Here is a 21,773-nt window from a genome sequence, read left to right as displayed (position 1 = left end):
TTGCGATGACCGGACCTGACGGCGCGGCATCCGTCCCCGAGACGATGCACGACAGTGCGGGCGAGACGCTCGGCGCGGTGCGCGCGCTCGGCGACGGCGCCCCGGTGCTGGCGTTCGACGTCGGCGGGACCGACATCAAGTCCGCGCTGTTCGATGCCGCGGGACGCGCGCTCGGATTGCGTCGCACCCCGACGCCGATCGTCGACGGTGACCGCACGCAGGCGATCCTCGGGCAGCTCGACGTGCTCGCCGCCGAGCTCCGCGCCGCCCACCCCGACGTGGTTCCGCAGGCGGCGGGACTGGTCGTCCCGGGAATCGTCGACGCGGATGCCGGGCTCGGCGTCTTCGCCAGCAACATGGGGTGGCACGACGCGCCCCTGCGCGATCTGGCCGCCGCCCGGCTCGGTCTTCCGGTCGCATTCGACCACGACGTGCGCGCGGCGAGCTGGGCGGAGCGCCGCCTGGGCGCCGCCCGCGACTACGCCGATGCGGTCGTGCTCGTGATCGGCACCGGAATCGCCGGCGCCCTGCTCGTCGGCGGCGAGCCGTACACGGCGGGCGGATACGCGGGCGAGATCGGCCACTCGCCCATCGCCGACGGGCCGCTCTGCCCGTGCGGCGCTCGCGGCTGCCTGGAGGCCGTGGCCTCCGCGGGAGCCATCGTTCGCCGCTACCGCGCAGCCACCGGCAACAGCCCCGACGGCGCCAAGGATGTGATCGCACGCGCCGCCGCGGGCGACGAGGTCGCCGCCGAGATCTGGAACTCGGCGCTCGACGCCCTGGCCCTGTCGCTCGCTCAGCTCACGGCCGTCGTCGCTCCCGAGGCCGTGGTCATCGGCGGCGGACTGTCGCGGGCCGGCGGAGCGCTGTTCGACGAACTGCGCACCCGTCTCGCGGCGCGTCTCAGCTTCCACCGCATCCCCGCGCTCGTCGCGGCGGAGCTCTCCGGGAACGCGGGCCTGCTCGGCGCCGCCCTACGTGCAAGGGAACTCGCATGATCCTCACCGTCACCCCCAACCCGGCGCTCGATCTCACCTGGCGCGTCGATCGCCTCGTCGAGGGCGGGACGCATCGAGCGGATGCCGGCGCCGCGCGCGCCGGCGGCAAGGGACTGAACGTCGCCCGGGTCGCCCATGCGGAGGGCGCGGACGTGCTCGCCCTCACCACCAGCGGAGGTCGCGTCGGCGACGAGTTCGCGGCCGAGCTGCGGGTGAGCGGCGTGCCGCACGCCCTGGTTCCGGTCGCGGCCGAGACCCGCCGCAGCATCGCCGTGGTCGACGAGGAACTCGGCGACACGACCATCATCAACGAGCGCGGGCTCAACCCGACCGACGCCGAGTGGGCGGCCGTGCTCGCCGAGGTCGTCGAACGGCTGCCGAGCGCGCGCGTGCTGGTGATCTCCGGCAGCGTCCCGCCCGGGGCGCCGGACACGCTGCTGCCCATGCTGATCGCGGTCGGGAAGGACGCCGGGGTGCCGGTGATCGCCGACACCTCGGGCCCCGCGCTGCTGCGTGCGGCGGATGCCGGGGCCACCGTCCTCAAGCCGAACGTGGCCGAGCTGCTCGAAGCCACCGGCATCGCCGATCCGGTCGAGGGCGCACGGTCGCTGATCGCCCGCGGCGCCGAGCTGGTGCTGCTGTCGCTCGGCGCCGACGGGATGCTGGCCGTCACGGCATCCGATCTCGTGCATGCGCGGCTCGACGAGTCGCTGGCCGGCAACCCGACCGGCGCGGGTGATGCCGGAGTCTCGGCCTGCGCGGTGCTGTACGCGCAGGGCGTGCGCGATCCCGAGCAGATCCTCCGTCGTGCGACCGCCTGGTCCGCGGCCGCAGTGCTGATGCCCCTCGCGGGCGACATCTCTCCCCGCTGGCCCGAGATCGAGCAGCAGCTGCGCGTCTCGCGCCCCGACCCGGCATCCTTCCGACCCGCATCGTCCTGAAAGGACCCCTCGTGACCCTCGTCTCCGCTCGCGAACTCGTCTCCGCGGCATCCGCCGCCGGCACCGGTGTCGGCGCCTTCAACGTGATCCACCTCGAGACGGCCGAAGCCCTCGTCCGCGCCTCGGCCCTCGCGCAGTTGCCGGTGATCCTGCAGATCTCGCAGAACTGCGCCGACTACCACGGCGGCCTCGAGCCCATCGCCGTGGCCACTCTCGCGGTCGCTCGCCGCGCGGAGACGCCGGTCGCGGTGCACCTCGATCACGCCGAGCGGCCCGAGCTCGTCGACGAGGCCGTGGCCCTGGGGTTCGGGTCGGTCATGTTCGACGGCGGGGCACTGCCCTACGACGAGAACGTCTCGCTCACTGCCGAGGTCGCCGCCCGCGCGCACGCTGCGGGCGTCTACGTCGAGGGAGAACTGGGCGAGGTCGGCGGCAAGGACGGCGCTCATGCGCCAGGTGTGCGGACCGATCCCGACGAGGCCCGCGCGTTCGTCGCGGCGACCGGTGTCGATGCGCTCGCCGTCGCGGTGGGCTCCTCGCACGCCATGACCGACCGCACCGCCTCGCTCGACCTCGACCTCATCGCGCGGCTGCGCGCCGCACTGCCGGTGCCGCTGGTGCTGCACGGCTCGTCCGGCGTTGCCGACCGCGTGATCGCCGACGCCGTGCGGGCCGGGATGACGAAGATCAACGTCTCCACGCACCTCAACGGCTTCTTCACCCGCGCGATCCGCGAGAAGCTCGACGCCGACGAGCGCCTGGTCGACTCGCGCAAATACCTCGCGCCCGCCCGCGACGCCCTCGCCGACGAAGCCGCACGCATGCTCCGACTGTTCGCCCTCGCCGAGACCGATACGGTGGCGTGATGAAGAGAGCGGCGCGGCTGAACGCGATCCTCGACCTCCTCGCCGCGGCCGGTGAGGTCACGGTCGACGAGCTCGTGGAGCGGTTCGGGGCGTCGGCGGCCACCACGCGCCGCGACCTCGACAGCCTCGCCGAGCAGCGCCTGCTCACCCGCACCCACGGCGGCGCGGTGGCGCAGACCGTCGCCTACGAGCTGCCCATCCGCTACAAGAGCCACCTGCGCACGCACGAGAAGGCGACCATCGCTCAGGCGGCCGCGGCGCTCGTCGCACCGGGCATGGTCGTCGGGCTGTCCGGCGGCACGACGACCACGGCCATCGCGGCGGCCCTCGCCGCTCGCGACGATCTCGGCGCGAACGGCGGCCTCACCGTCGTCACGAACGCGGTGAACATCGCCGCCCAGCTCGCGACCCGCCCCGACATCAAGGTCGTCGTCACCGGCGGGGTCATCCACTCGCGCACCTACGAGCTCGTCGGCCCCTTCGTCGAGCAGCTGCTGCGCGGCGTGCGGCTCGACATCGCCTTCATCGGCGTGAACGGACTGGATTCCGTCGCCGGCGGCACCACGCAGGACGAGCGCGAGGCCGCGGTCAACCGAATGATGGCCGAGCGGGCCCGCCGCGCCGTCGTGGTCACCGACAGCAGCAAGCTCGGCGTCGTGGCATTCGCGACGGTCGGCGGCGTCGAGCTCTTCCCGACCGTGATCACCGATTCCGGAGCGGATGCCGGGGTCGTCTCAGCGCTGCGCGAGGCGGGTCACGAGGTGCTGCTCGCCTGAGTGCGGGTGGCGCTCGAGCCCGCCGGGCACGCCGACGGGCCTCGGCGTCCCCAGAGCGCCGAGGCCCGTCGAGAGTGCCGCGGCCTCCCAGCCGCAGCACCCTCGGAGCAGAGGGTGTCCGTGTCGTATCCGCGCTCCCCAGCGAGCGGATGTCCCCAGCCGACTGCGCCTCCTCGCACCTCACACCTTCGAGGTCCTTCGCATGGCACCTTCTGAAAGACAGGAGCGAGCGGCATCCGTCCTGATACATCGAATGGAGAAACGCTCAGAATCCGTTTCCATGGCACTGGAACGGGGCGCGCAACCCGGTCGAATCGGATGCCGCGGCCAGCGCGACCGCGGGAGTTGAGCCCGCCGCGAGCTCGGCGTGCACCGCGCTGAGCAGCTCGCAGGCGACGTCATCCGGCACGGCGACCGGCGCCGCGATCACGCAATCGGCCCCGGCATGCAACCACACCCGGGTCATGCCCAGCGCCTCTTCGCCCCAGCGCACCGACGAGCGACCGAGCTCGCACGCCGACAGGATCACGGTCGCGGGAACCCGCGGGATCAGGTCCACGTCGTAGCCGAACAGGGTCCCGTCGGCGAGCTCGAAGCCCGAGAAGAGCGGGTTGTCGACGGCATGGCGGCCGTGCGCGGCGATGTGCAGCAGGTCGACGTCGGCCGCGAGGGCGGTCACGGAGGCGACCGAGGCGTCGGCCAACTCGAGCATCGTCGTCGAACCCGTGCCCCCGTCGCGCCAGACGGCGGCCGCGCGGCGCACCTCCTCCTCGGCGCGGGGCACGCGGGGCCCGGTCGCGAAGCCGATCCGGCGCGGGTGGCGGGTGCCGGCGGTGAACAACTCCTCCGAAACGCCTGCCGCAGGCCGCGGGGCGGCGTTTCCGAGGGACGGAGCGCTCGTTCTCGAGGAGTTGTTCACGGCCAGCCAGCGTGACACCGACGTCGCGAGGGTGAACGGGGTGCCCGCCATGCCCGGCAGCATCGCCCACGGCACTCCTGCGAGGGCGCCGGGCACCGTGATCACAAGCCTGGAGGCCCCGGCCGCCGCCCGCCGCAGCGGAACGAGCAGCTCGGCGTCGAGCAGCTCGAGCCGCGCTACCAGCGCCCGTTCGGTCACCGGCCCCATCACCCCGCCGCGGGTGAGCGCGGCCATGTCGAGGTCGGCGCGGAGGCCGTCGAGCGCCGCGCGCACCCGTGCCCACGACAGGTCGACGATCGTGGCGCCGGATGCGGCGACCACGACCGCGCACAGCTCGGCTCCCGTGAACACGTACGACAGCACCGCCGTGTCGGGGCCGAGGAGCGCCATCGCCTCCGCCAGCCCGACCCGCTCGCGGGTGCCGCCTGACCCGGTCGTCGCCCACTGCCGCTCGCGCACCTGGTCCCGCAGCCCCCGCACCCGGGCATCGGTCGTCCAGTCCTGGCCGGCGAGCTCGGCGCGCAGCATCCGCAACTCGGCCAGATCGTCCGCGAGGTCGTCGTCGCGCGGGGGTCGCACCGGCGCCACCTGCTGGCTGAGGTGCCGTGCGCGCTCCGACCACTCGAACAGCACCGCGGGGTCGCGCAGCCGTGCGGCCGCCGACAACCCGGCGAACATCAGGTCGCTGCCGTGCATCGCGACCGAGGCCTGCAGGTCGAGCGCGCCGAACGACCGCTGCCACGCGGTCAGCAGGTCGAGACCGTCGGCCGCGGCGCGCAGTGCATCCCGGTCCCGTCCGGCCGCTGCCGCTCGCGCGGCCCGCACCTCCTGCGCCCGGAGCCGCAGCGGAGTCGGGGCGGCGGCGGCGAGCCGTGGCATCCGTCCGCTGCCGTCGCGTCGCGCGCCGAGCCGGAGCGCCGCCGCCTCGGTACGGAACCCGCTGCGCGCGAGGGTGTTCGCGGTGCGGGCGAGCTCGGCCGTGTCGATCGGTCGGCCCGGTCGCGCGCGCTGCTGCGCCTCGAGACGCACGGCATCGGCGCGTGCAGCCCATGTCTGGTTGTCGAGCGCCGCGAAGCGGCGGGCGGCGATGCGCGCGGTGCGCTCGGCCGCGGCGGGATCGTGCCGCACCAGGGAGCGCGCGAGGTGGAACTCCGCCTCACCGCGGGCCTGCTGCATGCGCTGCGCACCGAACTGCTGCGCGACCCGACCCAGCAGGGCCTCGGCCTCGGTCGTGAGCCCGGCATCGCGGAGAACCTCGGCCCGGTCGAGGTCGCTGATCGCGGCGGCGAGATCGCTGGTCGCGGCGATCGTGGGGCGCGAGCGCGTCATCATCGTGAGCGCCGTGACCAGGTCGCCGCCCAGGAGGGCCGCGTAGCCGAGGTTGTGCCGCGCCTCGGCGAGCGGTTCCTCGGCGTCGGCGGCCTCGTACACGGCCACGGCGCGGCGCAGATCGTCCACGCAGGCATCGAGCTCGTGCCGCTGCATCCGCACGATCGATCGATTCATCAGGCAGTTGGCGAGCTCGATCGACTCCGCGCCTGTGTCCGTGAGGGCGACGATCGCGCGGGTGAGCATCGTCGTGGCCTCGTCGAGCCGCCCGCCCTGCAGGAGCAGCGTGCCGAGCTGTCCGCTCAGCAGCGCCACGGTCTCCGCACTCGCCCCCGCGCGCTTCAGCGCCGCGCGGCAGAGCTGCTCGGCCGCGACGGGCTCGCCGGTCTGCGCGAGGACGTAGGCGATCGTCCCGTCGATGCGGGCGCGCAGGTCGGGATCGTCGGTGCGTGCGGATGCCGCATCGAGCGCACGCCGCGCCTGCGTGAACCGTCGGGCGTTGGCCGCCTCGACTCCACGCCGATGCAGCTCGCTCGGGGACAGGGGCACCCGTCCAGGATGCCCTGCGTCGGAGTCGCGGGGAAGTCCGCTGCCCGAATGCGCCGACCAGCCTGCGGTGTCAGCCCCGGTCGACCGGGGCCGGCAGCGTCTTCAGCACGGCGGCGACGGCCTTGGCCGCGGCATCCGCTCCGACGCCCTCGATCGGCACGGTCCCGAGCTGCGCCGCGATGCGCCCCGCCACGTACGGCGCGGCGAACGAGGTGCCGCTCCATACCGCGAACCCGCCGCGGTAGTCGTCGGGGTCGAGCGTCTCGCGGCGGAGTCCGTCGACGTCGGCGCGCGTCGTCGCCTGCTCGCCGCCGACGAAAGCCGGCGAGGTGCTGACCACGGCCGCACCCGGCGCGTACGCCTGCACCCACGGCCCGACGTTCGAGAAGAGCGCGACCGACTGCGCCGACGGGTTGAGCGCCCCGATCGAGACGTGCGGGGCGGCGCCATCGGGACGGATACCGTTGTCGGCGCCCGGCCACGCCCACAGCGATGCGGGGAACGACGGCCGGTCGATCGCATCGTTCCCGGCCGAGCACACCACCACGCAGCCGAGTTCGCGCGCCTGCGCGAGCAGCCCGAACAGAGTCAGGCTGAACAGTCCGTCGGTCGGAGTCTCGTGGTAGTAGCCCAGCGACAGGTTCAGCACGTCGATCGGGAAGCCGGTCTTCGGGTTCTCGCGGTGCCGCCGCAACAGCTCGACGACCTGGGCGACCGTCTCGAGCAGGGTGCTCTCGTCGATCACGCCGAGTGCTCCGGCGACCCGGATCGAGAGGATGTCGGCATCCGGCGCCGCCTGCCGGACGATGCCGGCGATGAACGTGCCGTGACCGGCGACCGCGTCGATCTCGCCGTCGAGCTGACCGTACAGGTCGGGGTAGCGCTCCGGGTCGGCGTCGTCGGTGAGCCCCACCGCATGGCCGTCGAGCTCGACGCGCCGGGTGACGATGTCGGCGGGCAACCAGGCGTGCTCGCCGCATCCGGTGTCGAGCACGGCGACCACCGGGCGACGCCCGCGCTTCGGTGACGGCCCGCGCTGCGGAGCGGGGCCCAGCCAGCTGACCGGCTGCCGCGCTCCGCGGCCCGGCTCGAGGTAGTCGTCGCTCCCGCCCGCGCCCACGCCGCGCACCGGGTTGGTGCGGGTGAAGGGGTTCGTCCGGGTGAACGGGTTCGTGCGCGTGAACGGATTGAGCCCGACCGGATCGATCGACAGCACGTGCTCGAGACTCGTGCGCGGCATCGTCGACCGCGACATGCGACGGGCCCGTTGCAGCACCCGCCACGCATCCGGCGCGATCGGCGCCTCACCGCGCCCCGGCACCTCGGGTGTGGTGAGGTGCGCGCGCAGGAACCCGGTCAGCTCCGGCGCCAGACTGCCCGCGACCCGCGCCCTCGACTCGATCTCCAGCTGCCACCCGAACGAGTCGGCGGCGTCACGGAGCGTCCGCACCTCCTGGTCGTAGGCCTCCTGATCGTCGTCGACCCGCGCGATCAGCAGGTGCTGCGGCAGGTAGGCGGTCGGGAACGCGCGGATGCCGTCGACCGGCTCCACGCTCGGGTCGAGCGCCGTGCCGCGGCGGATCGATCCCTCGGCGCGGTCCTGCCAGGTCCATCCCCGGGGCTGCTCCATGGTCATCCTCTTCCTGCGGGTCGCCCCGCGACATCACCGACGGGAGGAGCCCGCGGTCACAGCTCGAACTGCGGGGTCGACAGCGCGCGCATCTCGTCGCCCTCGCCGGTGGTCAGGCGCACCCTGGTCAGCCCGGGTGGCACCTCGTCGAAGGCGAAGCGTCCGGTCTCGGCGGGTGTCGTCGTCCGCGAGTGCTCGCCCTGCGTCAGCACGATCTCGGCCGCACCGGTGTCGACCCACCCGTCGACCCGGCGGCGTCCGGATGCCGTCGTCGTCACATGCAGCAGGATGCTGGTGGTGCCGTCGCTGAACTGCAGCGTCAGCGCATCCGTCTCGCCGCGCACCGCGCCGAGCTCTTCCTCCACCAGGGTCAGGAGGGCGTACTCGCGGTTCAGCCCGTCGGCGGCGACCGCGGCGACCATGCGATCGATCAAGCCCGCGGGGACCGGATCGACGTCGCGCCAGAGCGTCCGCAGTCGGGCGAACAGCTCGGCATCCTCGTGATCGGTCATGAGAGCCCCTCCGTCCGTGGCGCCTGCGGTGGTTCGAGCAGCGTCCGCAGCTTGGCCAGGCAGCGGTTGCGGGTCGGTCCGATGCTGCCGATCGGCATCGCGAGGTCGGCGGCGAGCCGCGCGTAGTCGGGCCGGTCCTCGAAGGCGATCACCCGCAGCAGGCGCTGGCAGCGTTCGGTGAGACGCTGCACGGCGAGCCACAGCCGTCGGCTCTCGTCGCCGGCCGCCGCGTGCTCCTCGGCGGACTGCTGCTCGGGGAGGAGTGCGTCGAGGTCGTCGGCCTCCGTCGTGTCGACGCGTCCGTTCGCCTTGCCGACCTTCCACGCCTCTCGGCGGGCGGTGGTGGTGAGCCACGCCGACACCGCACGGGGGTCGGCGATCGATCCGTGGCCGCGCACCAGCTGCAACCAGGTGGTCTGCACGACGTCTTCGGCGAGGGTGCGCTCGAGCCCGTAGGCCCGCGCGACATGCCAGAGCACGGGCGTCATCAGACGCACGAGCTCATCCATCGCTCGACCGTCACCCTCGCGCCATGCCTCGAACAGGTTCGCGGCGCGTCGCCAGCGAGCCGAACCGTCGTCCGAAGCAGGATCGAGAGCGGCGCCGGGTGCACCGTCGATCATGAAGCCCATTGTGATCACACTGACCAGGAGCACGGCAAGAGCCGCCTGATACATGTCCGGGTCCAAGAACCCGGCGGATGCCGACGTCAGGCCGACTCGAACTGCTTCGCGTGCTCCGACCACTGCGACTCGACGGGCAGTGCGCGCAGCGCCCGGTTGCCGAGGGCGAGTGCGACCGCGACGAGGCAGAGCGCCGCGCAGACCAGCAGCGTCCATTCCCGGCCGACCCAGCTCAGACCGAAACCGGCGATCAGCGGCGCGAGCGGCAGGGCGCCCATCCCGAGCACTCCCGCGGCGCTGTTGGCCCGGCCGAGCAGATGCGTCGGCGTCGCGACCATGAAGTAGCCCATCATCCCGGCGTTCAGTGCGGGGATCATGAACACGGCCACCCCGAGCACCGCGACGATGGCCCACGGCTCGGTGACCAGCGAGAGCGCGATCGACCCGACGGCGGCGATCGAGAGGCCGGTGATCGCGAGGATGCCGGCCTTGATGCGCGGGACGAGCAGGGGAGCGACGATCGCGCCGACCAGCATCACAGCCCCGACCGCCGCGGTCATCCCGCCGATGAGGAGCTCCGGGTGGCCGGCCTGCTGCAGCGCATAGATGACCGTGGTGATCGCGGCGTTGAAGCCGAGGTTGATGATCGTGATGATGAGCAGCACGCCGCCCAGGTCGGGCCGTGACAGCAGCCAGCCGAAGCCCTCGCGCAACTCGGCCCAGGCGGTCGTCCTGGCCTTGACCTCCGGTGCCGTGGCGGGTTCCGGGTCTACCGCCGCCCCGGCATCCACGATCCCCGCTCGTCGCGCTTCGCGCCCCAGCATCCAGGCGGTCGCGGCGGCGACCAGGTGGCACACGGTCATGGCGACGCCGACGAGCCATCCGCCGACGCCGAGCAACAGGCCGCCGATCGGGCCGCCGGCGAGCTGCAGCGCGGCATCCCTTCCCTGGTTGGCCGCCTGTGCCCGCCCCATCGCCTCGTCAGGCACGATCTCCTTGATCGCGCTCTCGCCCGCGACGTCGAAGAGACCGCTGCGGGCGGCGAGCAGCACGTCGACCACGAGCAGCGACCCGAACGTGAGCGCGTCGCCGAGCGCCAGCAGCGTGAAGCCGCCGGCGAGCACGACGCCGATGAGCGATCCGAGCACCATGAGGGCGATGCGGCGGTGGCGATCGGCGAGGATGCCGCCGGCGAGGGTCGTGAGCAGCCGGGCGACCATGCCGGCACCGCCGATGATCCCCGCCTGTGCCGGGTCGTTCGTGATGATGAGCGCGAGGAGCGGGATGGCGAAGGCGAAGAGAGTCGCCGCGAGGCCCTTGCTTGTGTCGCTGACGAGCCAGGTCAGGTAGCGGCGGTTGCGCCAGAGGCGATGCGGCTCGGTCACGGTGGTCATAGCTCGACGATAGATGCGCAACAACAATTGCGCAAGTCTGATTGCGCAACTTTCGGTGCAGGTAGGATCGGGGCATGGCGGAGAACCGGAAGAAGCCCTCGAGCGAAGACACGGTGTGGATGACCTCGGCCATGCTCAAGGCCTACTCGCATCCCCTGCGCCGGCAGATCCTGCGGCTGATCGCCCGCCGCGGATTCCTGCGCGCCACCGACGTCGCCGGCGAACTCGGCGTGCCGGCGAACAGTGTCAGCTTCCATCTGCGCACGCTCGCGGATGCCGGCCTCATCGAAGAGGCGCCCGAGAAGGCACGGGACCGTCGCGATCGCGTATGGACGGCGAGGAAAGGGGCGCTCAACCTCGGCGGACCCGAAAACCCCGTCCCCGACGAGACCCTCGGCGCGGCCGTCGTCGGTGCGCTCGCCGAGGACCACGCCGATCTCGTCCGTCGAGTGCTCGAATGGACGCCCGAGTACGTCACCGGCCGCACCGCCGAGGTGCACGCGGCCTTCACGCAGCGCACCATCCGTCTCACCGAGGCGCAGTTCGAGGCCGCCATGACGGCGCTCAACGAGGTGCTCGAGGCGGCCGAGAAGGAGCACGACGACGCCGACCCGGACGGCCGCTACTGGCAGCTCGACCTCATCGCGGCCGACGACACGATCTAGGGCGCGAGCCGACCGCAGGTCGGGGGTCGGCGCGCACCCGGCATACCGGTCCGGCGCGCCCGGGTGCGGGATACTGGCACTGTGACGCCGCGCGAGAAGCCGAAGGTTCGTGAGCTGAACCTGGCGCGCACTCTCCGGGAGATCCGCGCGGGGTCCGAGACGACGATCTCTCAGCTCGTGCAGTCCACGGGGCTGTCGCGGCCGAGCGTGAACTCGCTGATCACCGAGCTCGCGGACCTCGGCTGGGTCGAGACGGTCACCCCCTCGCCCGACGGAATGGGCGGGCGGCCCCCGCAGCGCTACCGGTTCAACGCCGGCGCCGGACGCCTGATCGGTCTCGACATCGGCGTGCACCGGGTGAGCGTCCTGGTGACCGATCTCGCGGGCGAGGTCATCGCCGCTGAGAACCTCGACGTCGCCCCGGAAGCGCCTCCGGCAGCGCGTCTCGAGCGGATCGACGAAGCCGTGGAGCTCGTGCTCTCTCATGCGGCCCTGACCGCGGACGACATCTGGGCGGTGGGTGCCGCCGTGACCGGTGCGGTCGACGCACAGGGACGCACCTCGATGTTCAGTCCGATGCCCGGATGGGGCGAGGTCGACCTGATCGGTCACCTCGCCGGCCGGCTGTCGTGCCCGGTGCGGGTGGAGAACGACGTCAAGCTCGCCCTGCTCGCGGAACACGAGTGGGGAGCGGTGCGCGGCGCCAAAGACGTCGTCTACGTGCTCGCCGGTCAGCGCACGGGTGCGGCATCCATGGTCAACGGGCAGCTGGTGCGCGGGCATGGCGGCGCTGCCGGTGAGATCGGCGCCCTCCCCGCCGTGCGCTGGGCTCGGGCCACGGAACGCTTCCTCCACCTTCCCGGTATGCCGGATTCGTTGCGGGAGAACGATCGTGCGGCCTGGACCTTCGAACAGGCGCAGCGTGCCGACCCGGCCGCGAAGAAGATCGTCCGCAAGTACGCCCGCGACGTCGCGACGGGTGCGGCAGCCGTGGCGCTCACGCTCGACCCGGAGATCGTGGTGATCGGCGGCGGAAGCGCGAAGTGGGCCAGTCTGTGGATCCCGGAGTTCAGCGCGATGCTGAACAAGAGTGTGGTGCGGATGCCGGAGGTGCGGGTCTCCACCATGGGCGGCGACCACGTCGCCCGCGGCGCGATCCGGATGGCGATGTCCGAGGTCGAGCGACGCCTCTACGGCGACAAGCTGCTGCCCGCGAAAAGGCCCACCGCCCGGGCGTGATGCCCCGGCGATGGGCCGATGGTCGCGGGGACCTCAGATCGCGTAGTTCCCTGCCGTGCCGGTGATCGCGGGCTCGAAGTCGACGAGCCGCGACCCGATCCGGAAGCGGTAGCGGTCGACCTGCTCCGTCTCGGCGGTGCCGGTGAAGAACTCGCGCATCGCCTGCCGCTCCTCCTCGTCGAGCCACTCGGGCGGGTCCGAGACCGCACGGAAGTCGGAGAGGATCGCGCAGTCCTGCAGCCACTGCATCTGCTCGGCGTTCAAGAGGTTCCGCTGACGCCGGAAGTAGACGACGTCGGGGTCGAGCCCGATCAGGTCCCGCATCCAGAGCCGGTTGACCCCATTGAAGACGGCGTTGCTCGCCATGGCGTCGGAGGGGTCGTCGCTGGCGTAGTTCGCCCACATCGGGGCGACGTCGGGCCCGGTGCGGACCGCGTTCACGATCCCCAGCGACGGGAAGATCGGAGCGCCGGAGCCGAGGATGTAGGTGTCAGCCCCCGCTGCTTCGCGGATCGACTCCATCGCGGAACGGTACGCGCCCTCGCGGTCGATGTCCTGGCTGCGCACGCCGTCCACCGCGCCGGCATTGATGAAGTCGAGCTTGAGGTAGCTGAAGCCCCAGTCGTGCACCGCGCGGTGCACGGTCTCGACGAGGAAGTCACGCGCATCCGAACGGGTGAAGTCGAACGTGTAATAGCCGGTGTCCCAGTTCGAGCCGGCGATCACCGGCGAACCGTCGGCGTTGCGCAGCAGCATCTGCGGGTTGCGCTGCACGATCTCCGACGACGGCAGTGCGATGAACGGGGCGATCCACAGCCCGGGCCGCATTCCCTGGTCGATGATCGAGGTCGCCGTGTCGCGCATGCCGGCAGTGAACTTCTCGTTCGGCTGCCAGTCGCCGACCATCTTCTCCCAGCCGTCGTCGAGCTGCACCGTGTCGATCCCGAATGACGGGAGCTGCGGCACGATGCGGTCGAGGTCGGCTCGCGAGATCTCCTCGTAGAACGAGTACCACGACGACCACACCATGCCCGGATGCTGCGCGAGCACGCGGTAGCGATCGGCCAGCAGGTCGCGGTAGCGGGCCATGACCTCCTGCTCCTGACGGCCGGTGATCAGCACCCAGGTCGCCGGGCGCTCGGTCTCCGTCCAGGCCGCGAGCAGATCCCGGTCGGCGTGCAGTCGCGGTGTGTCGCCCTCGAGGCAGCCCAGCAGCAGTGTCCGGGAGCCGTCGGTGACGACCATCATCCACGACGAGTGATGCCGCTGCGGGTCGTCCCACCGGGTGTCGTCCGCGGTCTGGCGCCGCACGGGGTTCTCGACGCGCAGGGGCTCCTCGTCGAGGCGACGCCATCCGGTCGGCGACCATGAGTTCTGTCCGTTGCGGTAGACGTCTCCGGTCGCGAACCCGTGCAGCAGGGAGACGCGCGATGCGGTCAGGAACGTCTCCTCCACCGCCTCCGTCGGCCGAGCCCAGGTGGGCCGCTCCGAGACGGATCCCGTGAGGTTCATCGGGACGGATACGTGGGTGTCAAGCGACATGATTCTCCTCGGTGGACGGCGGAAGCGGTTGTCCGCCGCTTCCGCCGTTGAAGGACCGGCGCGTGACCGGTCGATGACTGCTGATGGTTCGATGTGGCCGCAGCACTCTCCGCCGACGCGATGTCAGCGCCCGCGCCGGCGGAGAGTGCCGTGTTCTTACTGGAAGAGGGACTCCACGGCCTTGTTGGCCTCGCTCAGAGTCGACTTCGGGTCGGCGCCCTGCGCGATCGCCTGCATGGCGTCCTGGATGGTGGTGTTGACCTCCGCGGAGCGCTCGAAGGCCGGGATGAGGTACGTCTCGCCGGCGTCCGCGACGCTGACGAACGCGGAGGAGTCGAAGCCCGCGGCGTCGCGCGCCTCGAGCGCAGCATCCGTTCCCGAGTTCAGCGCCGGGAAGATCAGGCCGGCGGCGCCGACCTTGTCCTGGCAGTCCGCGGACGCGAGGTACTCGACCCAGGCTGCGGCCTCGTCGGGGTGCTTGGTGCCGGCCCAGACCGAGTCGGCCAGGCCGTTCGTCGCTGCCGTGCGGCCCGTCGGGGCCCTCGGGCACCATGGCGAACGCGAACTCGACGGGTGCGTCTTCGGCAAGGTAGGTCGACGCCATCCAGGACCCGGTGATCGTGGACGTGACGTTCTGGTTCTCCATCACGGCCTGCGTGCCGAGGGTCGACTGCGCCTCGAACTTCGGCGCGTAGCCGTCTTCGATCAGCGACTGCAGCCAGGCCGCGGTCTCGACGAGCGGCTTCGAGTCGTAGTTGAACGTGGTCGCGCCCGCGCCCTTCTCATCGCTGAAGGTGAAGCCGTTCGAGTGCGCGAAGTTGCCCCAGCCGTTCTGGCCGACGGCGCCGTCCGCCCACTCGGGGTAATAGCCGTAGCGCACCACGTCGTCCTTGTCGAAGGCGGGGTCGAGCCCGTTCCGGCCGGCGGAGTCGAGCGTCGTCGCCTTGACGAACTCGGTGAACGTGCCGCCATCGTCAGGGTTCCAGGTGAGGTCGCTGAGGTCCTCCGCGGTGTAGCCGGCCTCGGTCGCGGCCTCGACGTTGTAGAGCAGGGCGACGGTGTCCCAGTCCTTCGGCAGACCGAAGCGCTTCTCGTCGGTGACCCAGCGATCGGCGAGGCCCTCCTTGTACTGACTGAAGTCGATGTCGGACTTCTCGACGTAGTCCGTGAGGTCGAGGAGCTGGTTGTTCTTCACGAACTGCAGGTAGTACGAGATCTGGTTCGTGAAGACGTCGGGAGCGGTGCCGGCCGTGATCTGCGTGCTCAGGTTCTGCCAGTACTGCGCCCAGCCGGTCTGGGTGATCTTGACGGTGATCTCCGGGTTCGCGGCGTGGAAGTCGTCTGCGCACTCCTGGTAGAGCGGCAGCTGGGTGTCGTCCCACAGCCAGTAGTTCAGGGTGACGTCGCCGCCGCTCGCCTCGTCGCTGCTGCCGGGTGAGCAGGCGGTGAGTGCGAGCAGTGACACGACTCCGACTGCTGCGAGGGTTTTTGCCTTGTTCATGCGATTCCTTTCGAATCCAACAACGGTGTTGTTCGGGGGTACCTCGAGGTGATGGGCTGCGGGGCGGCTACTTGCCGCCGGAGAAGTTGAGGGATTGCACGAGCTGCTTGCCGAGGAAGATGAGGATGAGCAGCACGGGCAGCACCGAGAGCGTCGCGCCGGCCATCAGACCCGTCCAGTCCGGGGACGTGTTCGGCGACTGCTGCTGGAAGACGCTGAGCGCGACCGTGAGCAGTCGGGTGAACTCCGAGTTGCCGGCCACGAGCGGCCAGAGGTAGTCCTTCCACATGCCCACCAGGGTGATGAGCATCATCGTCGCGATGGGACCGCGGCTCATCGGCAGGGCGATGCGCCAGAAGCGGCCCAGGCTGCCGACGCCGTCGATCATCGCCGCCTCCTCGACGTCCTGCGGGAGCGAGAGGAAGAACTGACGGAGGAAGAAGATGGTGAAGGGGCTCATGAGCAGGGCCGGGGCGACGAGCCCGAACATCGTGTTGAGCAGCTCGAGCTCGCGCAGCAGCGCGAAGTTCGGCAGCAGTGTGAAGATCCCGGGGATCATCAGTCCCGCCAGGATGACGCCGAAGAGCACGTCGCGTCCGGGGAACTTCAGGCGGGCGAAGGCGTAGGCCGCCGCCGCACAGGAGAGCGTCTGGACGATCGCGACGGAGCCCGCGTAGATCACGGAGTTGATCGTGTACCGCACGAAGTCGATGCTCGCGCCGGATCCTCCGGCGGCGACCGCCTCTTCGATGCTGGTGAGGCCCAGGACGCGCTGGAAGTTGATCAGCGTCGGGTCGGTGGGCCAGAGGAGCGAGGCATCGGCGACGAGACCTCCGGCCGGCGTCAGTGCGGTGCGGATCATCCAGTAGAACGGGAAGATCGTCGCGATGATCGTCGCCGCCACCAGGAACCAGGCGATCGTCTTGCCTGGGCGGACGCGGACGCTCTTGCGGATCTTCTGGGGGCTCGACCCCTGGCGGGTCGCCGCCACGGTGCCGGCGCTCATGCGAGGTCCGATCGGTTCGCGCGCATCAGTCTCATCTGCACGAAGGTCAGAGCGCCGAGGATCACGACGAGCAGGATGGCGATCGCCGAGGCGTAGCCCATCTGATAGAACGAGAACGCCTGCTGGTAGATGTAGTAGTAGATGACGCGCACCTCCGGGATCGGGTTGTTGCCGTAGCCCACCTGCACGAGGTCGAACACCTGGAACGACCCGATCAGCGACACCACGAGCACGAGTGCCAGCACCGGCCGGATCAGCGGGAGCGTGATGCGGAAGAACATGCGCACCTCGCTCGCCCCGTCGAGGGCCCCCGCCTCGTAGAGCTCGGTGGGCACCTGCAGCATGCCCGCGTAGAGCAGGAGCGCGGTGTAGCCGAGGCCCGACCAGACCGAGATCAGGATGATGATCCAGAGCGCGGCATCCGCGTTGTAGAACGTGAAGCCCTTGATGCCGATCGAGCCCAGCAGGTTGGTCAGGAAACCGACGTTGGCGTCGAACAGCCACGCCCAGATCAAGGCGATCGCCACGTTCGGCACCAGCCAGGGGAGCAGCAGCAGGGAGCGGACCCAGGTGCGCAGCCGGAGCCGCTGCATGAAGGCCGCGAGCACCAGGGCGAGGAACATCACGATGATGATGTTCAGGACCGCGAACACCGCGGTGATCCGGAGCGAGTCCCACACCTGGGGGTCGGCGACGAGCTCCGCGAAGTTGGCGCCGCCGACGAAGTTCGGCTCGTTGAGCAGGTTGAAGTCGGTGGTCGAGTAGTACGCGCCTCGGATGGTCGGGAAGACGTAGAAGACCGCGAAGCCGACGAGTGCCGGGAACAGCAGGATGAGGGCTGCCCACTTCTCGGAGCGTCGCATCCGAGAGCGGCGGGGTGCCTCGGCGGGAGCCTCCGCTGACACGCGCTCCGTGCGCGGTGCGAGGTGGGTCGTACTCGTCATCGAGATCCTCCATGCAGGACATAGGCGGCTCGCTGCTGAGGGAGCCAAGGTTATATAAACAGGATTACGAGGTTCTGTCAAACTGCTTGCATAACCTCGACGGTCGTGTCATCGTCGGGATGCGACGGACATCCGTCCGCCACCACACCGGCGCCGACGGCGGTGTCGCAGCAGAGACGCTGCGCGTGCATCTCCTGGCGCCACGACACGGAAGGAGTGGCTCATGTCAGCTGCTCGTAACGCACGTGCAGGGACGCAACGCCTCGGCGCCGTCGTCATGGCGACCGCTCTCGTCAGTCTGATCCTGGCGGGAACCGGACAGGGAGCGACGGCGCAGGCCGCCGACGACGCAGACGTCATCACGCTGGAGCCGACGGCGGCGCGCGCCGACAATCCGCTGAAGGGGTTCCTGCCCTTCGCACCGGAACCCGGGCAGGTGCTCGAGGCGGCGGATCCGGACTTCCCGCACACCCTCGAGTGGTTCTATCTGCCCGTCAATGCGGTCGTCACGGGGGAGGACACCTACGACTGGACGGTCGTGGAGAGCTATCTCGCCAGCATCGCCGAGCGCGGGCATCAGTCCGTGCTCCGGTTCTTCCTCGACTACCCGACCCGGCCGACCGGCGTGCCCGACTATCTGCTCGGACCCGACGGCATCAGTCAGGACCGCCGGTACGACTTCTGGGACAACAACGGCGTGAGCTTCTCGCCCGACTACGACGACCCGCGCGTGGTGGACCTGATCGTGGACTTCATCGACGCGCTGGGCGAGCGCTACGACGGGGACCCCCGCATCGCGTATCTCACCGCCGGGCTCGTCGGCTTCTGGGGCGAGAACCACACCTACCCGATGAACGGCGCCGTCGAGCCGACCAACCCCGACGGCATCGACTGGATGCCGACCGCCGCGACGATGGACACGATCTGGGCGGCGTGGGACGACGCGCTCGACACGACCTGGCTGCAGGCGCGCTACCCCTCGGCATCCGTCGCTCAGCACGGTTTCGGGCTGCACGACGACTCGTTCGCCTACTCGACGCTTCCCACGACCGACTGGCATTTCCTGTCTCTCGTGCAGCAGGCGGGGATGACGGATGCCTGGCAGCAGGCGCCGATCGGCGGCGAGCTGTACCCGCCGCTGCAGACGTGCATCTTCTCGGAGCCGCTGAACTGCGCGAACGCCGACGCCGAGATCGCCGCCGGCCGCGACTACGACTTCGACGGCGCGGTCGCCGCGTCTCACGCCACCTGGATCATCGACCACCAGGCGTGGGCGACCGGGTACACCGGCGCGGACCGCGAGCGGGCCGTCGCCGGAGCCGCCTCGCTCGGCTACGACCTGAGCGCGACGCAGGCCTCGATCAGCAACGACGGCAGCGCGGCATCCGTCTCGCTCACGATCACCAACCGGGGCGTGGCGCCGTTCGCGTACGACTGGCCCGCGGAGTTCGTGATCCTCGCCGATGACGGCAGCGTGACCGCGCGCGTGCCGGTCGACGCCGCTCTGCCGGGCATCCAGCCCGGCGCGAGCACGACGGTGCAGGCGTCGATCCCCGTCGACGCGGCGACCACGGGCACTGTGGCCTTCCACATCCCGAACGTGATGCCCGGCGGGGCGCCGCTGCGTCTCGCGAACGTCACTCAGGACCAGGATGCCGCCGGCTACCTCAGCCTGGCCGCGCTCCCCGCTCCCGGGGCCGCGGGTGGAGGCGCCGGTGGCGACGGCGATGAGGGATTGGCCGAGTCGGGCGCCGACTCGACCACTGCGGCGGTCGTCGGCATCACGACGCTGGTGCTCGGCGTGGTGCTGCTCGCCCGTCGGCGCTTCGCCGTCCGCCGCTCCGTCTGAGAGCAAGCGTTCCGGTCGCAGTCGATGCCGCCTGTTTCACGACGAGGCGACAGAAACTGCGACCGGAACGTGCGGCCTAGCTGCGGCTGCGCGCGAGGAAGCTCTCGAGCACCTCGGGCGGGAGGCTCGGCACGTCGATCGGTCGGGAACCGTCGCGGATCGACTCCGCCGCAAGCGCTCCGGCGGCGACCGCGGCGCGCGCGGCCAGCGGAGACACCACCGTCGGGGCACCGTGGAAGACATGCTCGAGGAACTCGCGCATGGTGGCGAGGTCGGCATCCTCATGTCCCGTCGGGTCGCCCTCGATCGGATACTCGCTGTCGCCGGCGACAGCCCACTCGCGACGCCGGTTCCAGACCTTGACGGTGCCGCCGGCGGTGTCGCCGATGTTCTCCAGTCGGCCCTCGGTGCCGATGACCGTGTAGTTGCGCCAGTAGTCGGGGGTGAAATGGCACTGCTCGTAGCTGGCCAGCACGCCGTTGTCGAGGGTCATCATCATCATCGACACGTCCTCGACGTCGATGACCGGGTTGAGGCCGGTGGATGCCGATGCCGGCCAGTTGTCGTACGAGAACCAGTCGGGCATGGTCTCGCCCGGGCGCTCGCGCCGGTCGGTGACGTCGCCGAAGACCATCAGGTCGCCCATGCCGACGACCCGGCGCGTGAAGCCGCCGGTGAGGTAGTGGATCACGTCGATGTCGTGGCTGGCCTTCTGCAGGAGGAGGGTGTTCGTGCGCGAGCGGTCGGCGTGCCAATCGGTGAAGTAGTAGTCGCCGCCGTTGCCGACGAAGTGCCGCACCCAGACGGTCTTGACGTCGCCGATGTCGCCGCGGTCGATGATCTCCTTCATGCGACGCACGACCCCGGCGTGCCGGAAGTTGTGACCGACGTAGAGGGCCGTCCCGGTCTCGGCGGCGACTCGGAGGACCCGGTCGGCATCTTCCAGGGTCGTGGCCAGGGGCTTCTCGAGGTAGACCGCGACCCCGGCGCTGAGCAGCGCCACGGCGATGTCGGCGTGGGTGTCGTCGGGGGTGGTCACGATGGCGGCATCGATGGTCTCGGCGGCGAGCAGGGCCTCGACCGAGGAGAAGACCGGGACGCCGGGGAACATCGACTCGGAGCGCGCGCGGCCTGCCGCCGCGGAGTCGGCGGTGGCGACCACTGCGGCTCCGGCCATGGCGATCGGCACATGGTGGGCGATCTCGCTCCTCGCACCGACGCCGATCACGGCGATGCGCTTCTCCATCGTGGGCGGGGCGCTCGACATCGTCATCTCTCCTCCTGTGGCTTGAGGCCCATCATGCCAGGCGTGATCTTCTGTGCTGATATTCGACCTCAATTAGCCAAGATCAATCATTCGGGGTGCGCGCATCCTCCGCATCGCCCTCCGGTGCCCCGCTGAGGATCAGGATGCGGCGCAGGTGCATGGCCGTGAGGATGCCCGGGCCCATGGTGCGGCGCACGTCCAGCGTGCGGTCGTCGACGCGCTCCAGCAGCAGACGGATGGCGCGGGCGGCCTCGCCGCGCTGGCGATGGCTCTCGGCCGACGTCGGGTCCTGCTGTGCGATGACGTCGGCGACCGCGTGACAGGCGGCGGACAGCGGTTCGGGGAGAGCCGGGTCGAGAGGCAGCGCGGCCGGGCGCTCCCAGATCGTGTCGGCCGTGGCGTCCGAGATGTCGCGGATCAGGTGCGCGATCCGGTCGAGGGCCGCGAGCTCGTCGTGGATGTGCTGGGTCTCGCCGCGCCGGCCGCGTGCGCGCGGGTTGCCCCGTCGGCTGTCGTCGGCCTCGGCGAGTGCGACCCGCAGCGTCGCCGTCGTATCGGCGAGGGATGCCGCGTCGTCCGCCCACTGCTCATGCTCGGGGGGCCACGACTCCGACACAGCCGATCCGATGTCGTGCAGATGCGAGCTCAGCTGCGCGCGGAAGGCGTCGACCCGTGCCGCCGCCTCCCCGGTGAGCGGCGCGGGGGCGATCACGAGATTGATGAGCAAGCCGATCACCACGCCCACCGCCATCTGCGTCAGGTAGCCGAGCGAGAAGTCGTCGGCGTCCCGCCCGCCGACAGCGAGCACGAACAGTGCCGCCATCGGCACGTACTCGCGCCCGATGCCGAACCAGCCGGTGCCCGACAGCAGCACGCCGATGCCGATGATCACCGGAACGGTCCACCAGGTCGGACCGATCGTGATCACGACCAGAGTGGCCAGACCGATTCCGGTCGCGAGCCCGAGCAGCGTCTGCAGACTCGAGCGCACCGACCCCATCAGAGTCGGATACATGCTCACCAGGGCGCCGAGCGGCGCGTAGTACGGGTACTCGTCGGCGACCCCCGGCATGTGCGGAGCGATGATCCACGCCAGGCCCGCGGCGAGCGTCGTCTTCGCGACGAACAGCAGCCGGGCGGGCAGCACGGCCTCGCGGAGGGAAAGCGCGATACCGGATCGGCGCGCGCGGAGGGAGGAGGTCTTCACGGGAAGCGACGGTAGT

General features: G+C 70.8%; 18 protein-coding genes. 7 read left to right on the top strand and 11 right to left on the bottom strand.

Annotated elements, in window-relative coordinates; genetic code table 11:
* Positions 1–5 precede the first annotated feature (5 nt).
* From QFZ21_RS11945 to QFZ21_RS11930, 4 genes are read left to right on the top strand one after another with little or no spacing between them, the layout of a single operon-like run.
* Positions 6–998 carry an ROK family protein gene (locus QFZ21_RS11945; protein WP_307378118.1) on the top strand — a complete coding sequence of 331 codons (993 nt, stop codon included), beginning with the start codon at positions 6–8 and terminating at the stop codon, positions 996–998.
* On the top strand, positions 995–1,939 hold the full coding sequence (locus tag QFZ21_RS11940; protein ID WP_307378116.1) for a 1-phosphofructokinase family hexose kinase: 945 nt from the start codon (positions 995–997) through the stop codon (positions 1,937–1,939). Before QFZ21_RS11945 ends, QFZ21_RS11940 begins: the two co-directional genes overlap by 4 nt.
* An 11-nt stretch (positions 1,940–1,950) precedes the next feature.
* Complete coding sequence (locus QFZ21_RS11935; RefSeq protein WP_307378115.1) at positions 1,951–2,805, top strand: class II fructose-bisphosphate aldolase; 855 nt, start codon at positions 1,951–1,953, stop codon at positions 2,803–2,805.
* Positions 2,805–3,581, top strand: coding sequence for a DeoR/GlpR family DNA-binding transcription regulator (locus QFZ21_RS11930; protein WP_307378114.1), 777 nt, complete (start codon positions 2,805–2,807; stop codon positions 3,579–3,581). Before QFZ21_RS11935 ends, QFZ21_RS11930 begins: the two co-directional genes overlap by 1 nt.
* A gap of 265 nt (positions 3,582–3,846) precedes the next feature.
* On the opposite strand, the gene QFZ21_RS11925 is transcribed toward QFZ21_RS11930, so the two are convergent.
* The 5 genes from QFZ21_RS11925 to QFZ21_RS11905 form a co-directional block, all read right to left on the bottom strand.
* On the bottom strand, positions 3,847–6,378 hold the full coding sequence (locus tag QFZ21_RS11925) for a CHAT domain-containing protein (protein ID WP_307378112.1): 2,532 nt from the start codon (positions 6,376–6,378) through the stop codon (positions 3,847–3,849).
* A gap of 70 nt (positions 6,379–6,448) precedes the next feature.
* Positions 6,449–8,008, bottom strand: coding sequence for a S8/S53 family peptidase (locus tag QFZ21_RS11920; protein WP_307378111.1), 1,560 nt, complete (start codon positions 8,006–8,008; stop codon positions 6,449–6,451).
* 56 nt (positions 8,009–8,064) lie between these two features.
* Positions 8,065–8,520: a hypothetical protein gene (locus QFZ21_RS11915; protein WP_307378109.1), complete on the bottom strand. Its 456-nt coding sequence runs from the start codon at positions 8,518–8,520 to the stop codon at positions 8,065–8,067.
* Positions 8,517–9,143, bottom strand: coding sequence for an RNA polymerase sigma factor (locus tag QFZ21_RS11910; RefSeq protein WP_307378107.1), 627 nt, complete (start codon positions 9,141–9,143; stop codon positions 8,517–8,519). The genes QFZ21_RS11915 and QFZ21_RS11910 overlap by 4 nt, the downstream gene beginning before the upstream one ends.
* Positions 9,144–9,229: 86 nt before the next feature.
* Positions 9,230–10,537: an MFS transporter gene (locus QFZ21_RS11905; RefSeq protein WP_307378105.1), complete on the bottom strand. Its 1,308-nt coding sequence runs from the start codon at positions 10,535–10,537 to the stop codon at positions 9,230–9,232.
* A gap of 74 nt (positions 10,538–10,611) precedes the next feature.
* Here QFZ21_RS11905 and QFZ21_RS11900 point away from each other — a divergent pair, with 74 nt between their 5' ends.
* Positions 10,612–11,202, top strand: a complete 591-nt coding sequence (locus QFZ21_RS11900; protein WP_307378103.1) for a winged helix-turn-helix domain-containing protein — start codon at positions 10,612–10,614, stop codon at positions 11,200–11,202.
* Positions 11,203–11,283: 81 nt separating this feature from the next.
* Positions 11,284–12,441: an ROK family transcriptional regulator gene (locus QFZ21_RS11895; RefSeq protein ID WP_307378102.1), complete on the top strand. Its 1,158-nt coding sequence runs from the start codon at positions 11,284–11,286 to the stop codon at positions 12,439–12,441.
* A 33-nt stretch (positions 12,442–12,474) separates the two neighbouring features.
* On the opposite strand, the gene QFZ21_RS11890 is transcribed toward QFZ21_RS11895, so the two are convergent.
* From QFZ21_RS11890 to QFZ21_RS11875, 4 genes are all read right to left on the bottom strand, one after another.
* Positions 12,475–13,983: a glycoside hydrolase family 36 protein gene (locus tag QFZ21_RS11890; RefSeq protein ID WP_307378100.1), complete on the bottom strand. Its 1,509-nt coding sequence runs from the start codon at positions 13,981–13,983 to the stop codon at positions 12,475–12,477.
* On the bottom strand, positions 13,973–15,484 hold the full coding sequence (locus QFZ21_RS11885) for an ABC transporter substrate-binding protein (RefSeq protein WP_307378098.1): 1,512 nt from the start codon (positions 15,482–15,484) through the stop codon (positions 13,973–13,975). The genes QFZ21_RS11890 and QFZ21_RS11885 overlap by 11 nt, the downstream gene beginning before the upstream one ends.
* Positions 15,485–15,551: 67 nt before the next feature.
* Positions 15,552–16,490, bottom strand: coding sequence for a carbohydrate ABC transporter permease (locus QFZ21_RS11880; RefSeq protein ID WP_307378096.1), 939 nt, complete (start codon positions 16,488–16,490; stop codon positions 15,552–15,554).
* Positions 16,487–17,434 (bottom strand): carbohydrate ABC transporter permease, encoded by a 948-nt coding sequence (locus QFZ21_RS11875; protein WP_307378094.1) that lies wholly within the window; start codon positions 17,432–17,434, stop codon positions 16,487–16,489. Before QFZ21_RS11875 ends, QFZ21_RS11880 begins: the two co-directional genes overlap by 4 nt.
* A 223-nt stretch (positions 17,435–17,657) precedes the next feature.
* Here QFZ21_RS11875 and QFZ21_RS11870 point away from each other — a divergent pair, with 223 nt between their 5' ends.
* Entirely contained in the window at positions 17,658–19,283 is a 1,626-nt protein-coding gene (locus QFZ21_RS11870) for a DUF4832 domain-containing protein (protein ID WP_307378092.1), read from the top strand.
* Positions 19,284–19,359: 76 nt separating this feature from the next.
* On the opposite strand, the gene QFZ21_RS11865 is transcribed toward QFZ21_RS11870, so the two are convergent.
* Both QFZ21_RS11865 and QFZ21_RS11860 read right to left on the bottom strand, forming a co-directional pair.
* Positions 19,360–20,556, bottom strand: coding sequence for a Gfo/Idh/MocA family protein (locus tag QFZ21_RS11865; RefSeq protein ID WP_307378090.1), 1,197 nt, complete (start codon positions 20,554–20,556; stop codon positions 19,360–19,362).
* Between the two features lie 76 nt (positions 20,557–20,632).
* Positions 20,633–21,757, bottom strand: coding sequence for an aromatic acid exporter family protein (locus tag QFZ21_RS11860; RefSeq protein WP_307378088.1), 1,125 nt, complete (start codon positions 21,755–21,757; stop codon positions 20,633–20,635).
* Positions 21,758–21,773 lie beyond the last annotated feature (16 nt).

Source organism: Microbacterium sp. W4I20 (assembly GCF_030816505.1).
Lineage (GTDB): Bacteria > Actinomycetota > Actinomycetes > Actinomycetales > Microbacteriaceae > Microbacterium.
Note: the sequence above shows the minus strand (reverse complement) of the source record. Positions and strands in the feature narration are given on the sequence as shown.

Bases quoted from the DNA above. Each gene is read 5' to 3' on its own strand.
- QFZ21_RS11880 (WP_307378096.1), bottom strand. From the start codon at position 16,490: ATGAGCGCCGGCACCGTGGCGGCGACCCGCCAGGGGTCGAGCCCCCAG.
- QFZ21_RS11930 (WP_307378114.1), top strand. From the start codon at position 2,805: ATGAAGAGAGCGGCGCGGCTGAACGCGATCCTCGACCTCCTCGCCGCG.
- QFZ21_RS11890 (WP_307378100.1), bottom strand. From the start codon at position 13,983: ATGTCGCTTGACACCCACGTATCCGTCCCGATGAACCTCACGGGATCC.
- QFZ21_RS11945 (WP_307378118.1), top strand. From the start codon at position 6: ATGACCGGACCTGACGGCGCGGCATCCGTCCCCGAGACGATGCACGAC.
- QFZ21_RS11885 (WP_307378098.1), bottom strand. From the start codon at position 15,484: ATGAACAAGGCAAAAACCCTCGCAGCAGTCGGAGTCGTGTCACTGCTC.
- QFZ21_RS11905 (WP_307378105.1), bottom strand. From the start codon at position 10,537: ATGACCACCGTGACCGAGCCGCATCGCCTCTGGCGCAACCGCCGCTAC.
- QFZ21_RS11915 (WP_307378109.1), bottom strand. From the start codon at position 8,520: ATGACCGATCACGAGGATGCCGAGCTGTTCGCCCGACTGCGGACGCTC.
- QFZ21_RS11900 (WP_307378103.1), top strand. From the start codon at position 10,612: ATGGCGGAGAACCGGAAGAAGCCCTCGAGCGAAGACACGGTGTGGATG.
- QFZ21_RS11920 (WP_307378111.1), bottom strand. From the start codon at position 8,008: ATGGAGCAGCCCCGGGGATGGACCTGGCAGGACCGCGCCGAGGGATCG.
- QFZ21_RS11910 (WP_307378107.1), bottom strand. From the start codon at position 9,143: ATGATCGACGGTGCACCCGGCGCCGCTCTCGATCCTGCTTCGGACGAC.
- QFZ21_RS11940 (WP_307378116.1), top strand. From the start codon at position 995: ATGATCCTCACCGTCACCCCCAACCCGGCGCTCGATCTCACCTGGCGC.
- QFZ21_RS11875 (WP_307378094.1), bottom strand. From the start codon at position 17,434: ATGACGAGTACGACCCACCTCGCACCGCGCACGGAGCGCGTGTCAGCG.
- QFZ21_RS11870 (WP_307378092.1), top strand. From the start codon at position 17,658: ATGTCAGCTGCTCGTAACGCACGTGCAGGGACGCAACGCCTCGGCGCC.
- QFZ21_RS11865 (WP_307378090.1), bottom strand. From the start codon at position 20,556: ATGACGATGTCGAGCGCCCCGCCCACGATGGAGAAGCGCATCGCCGTG.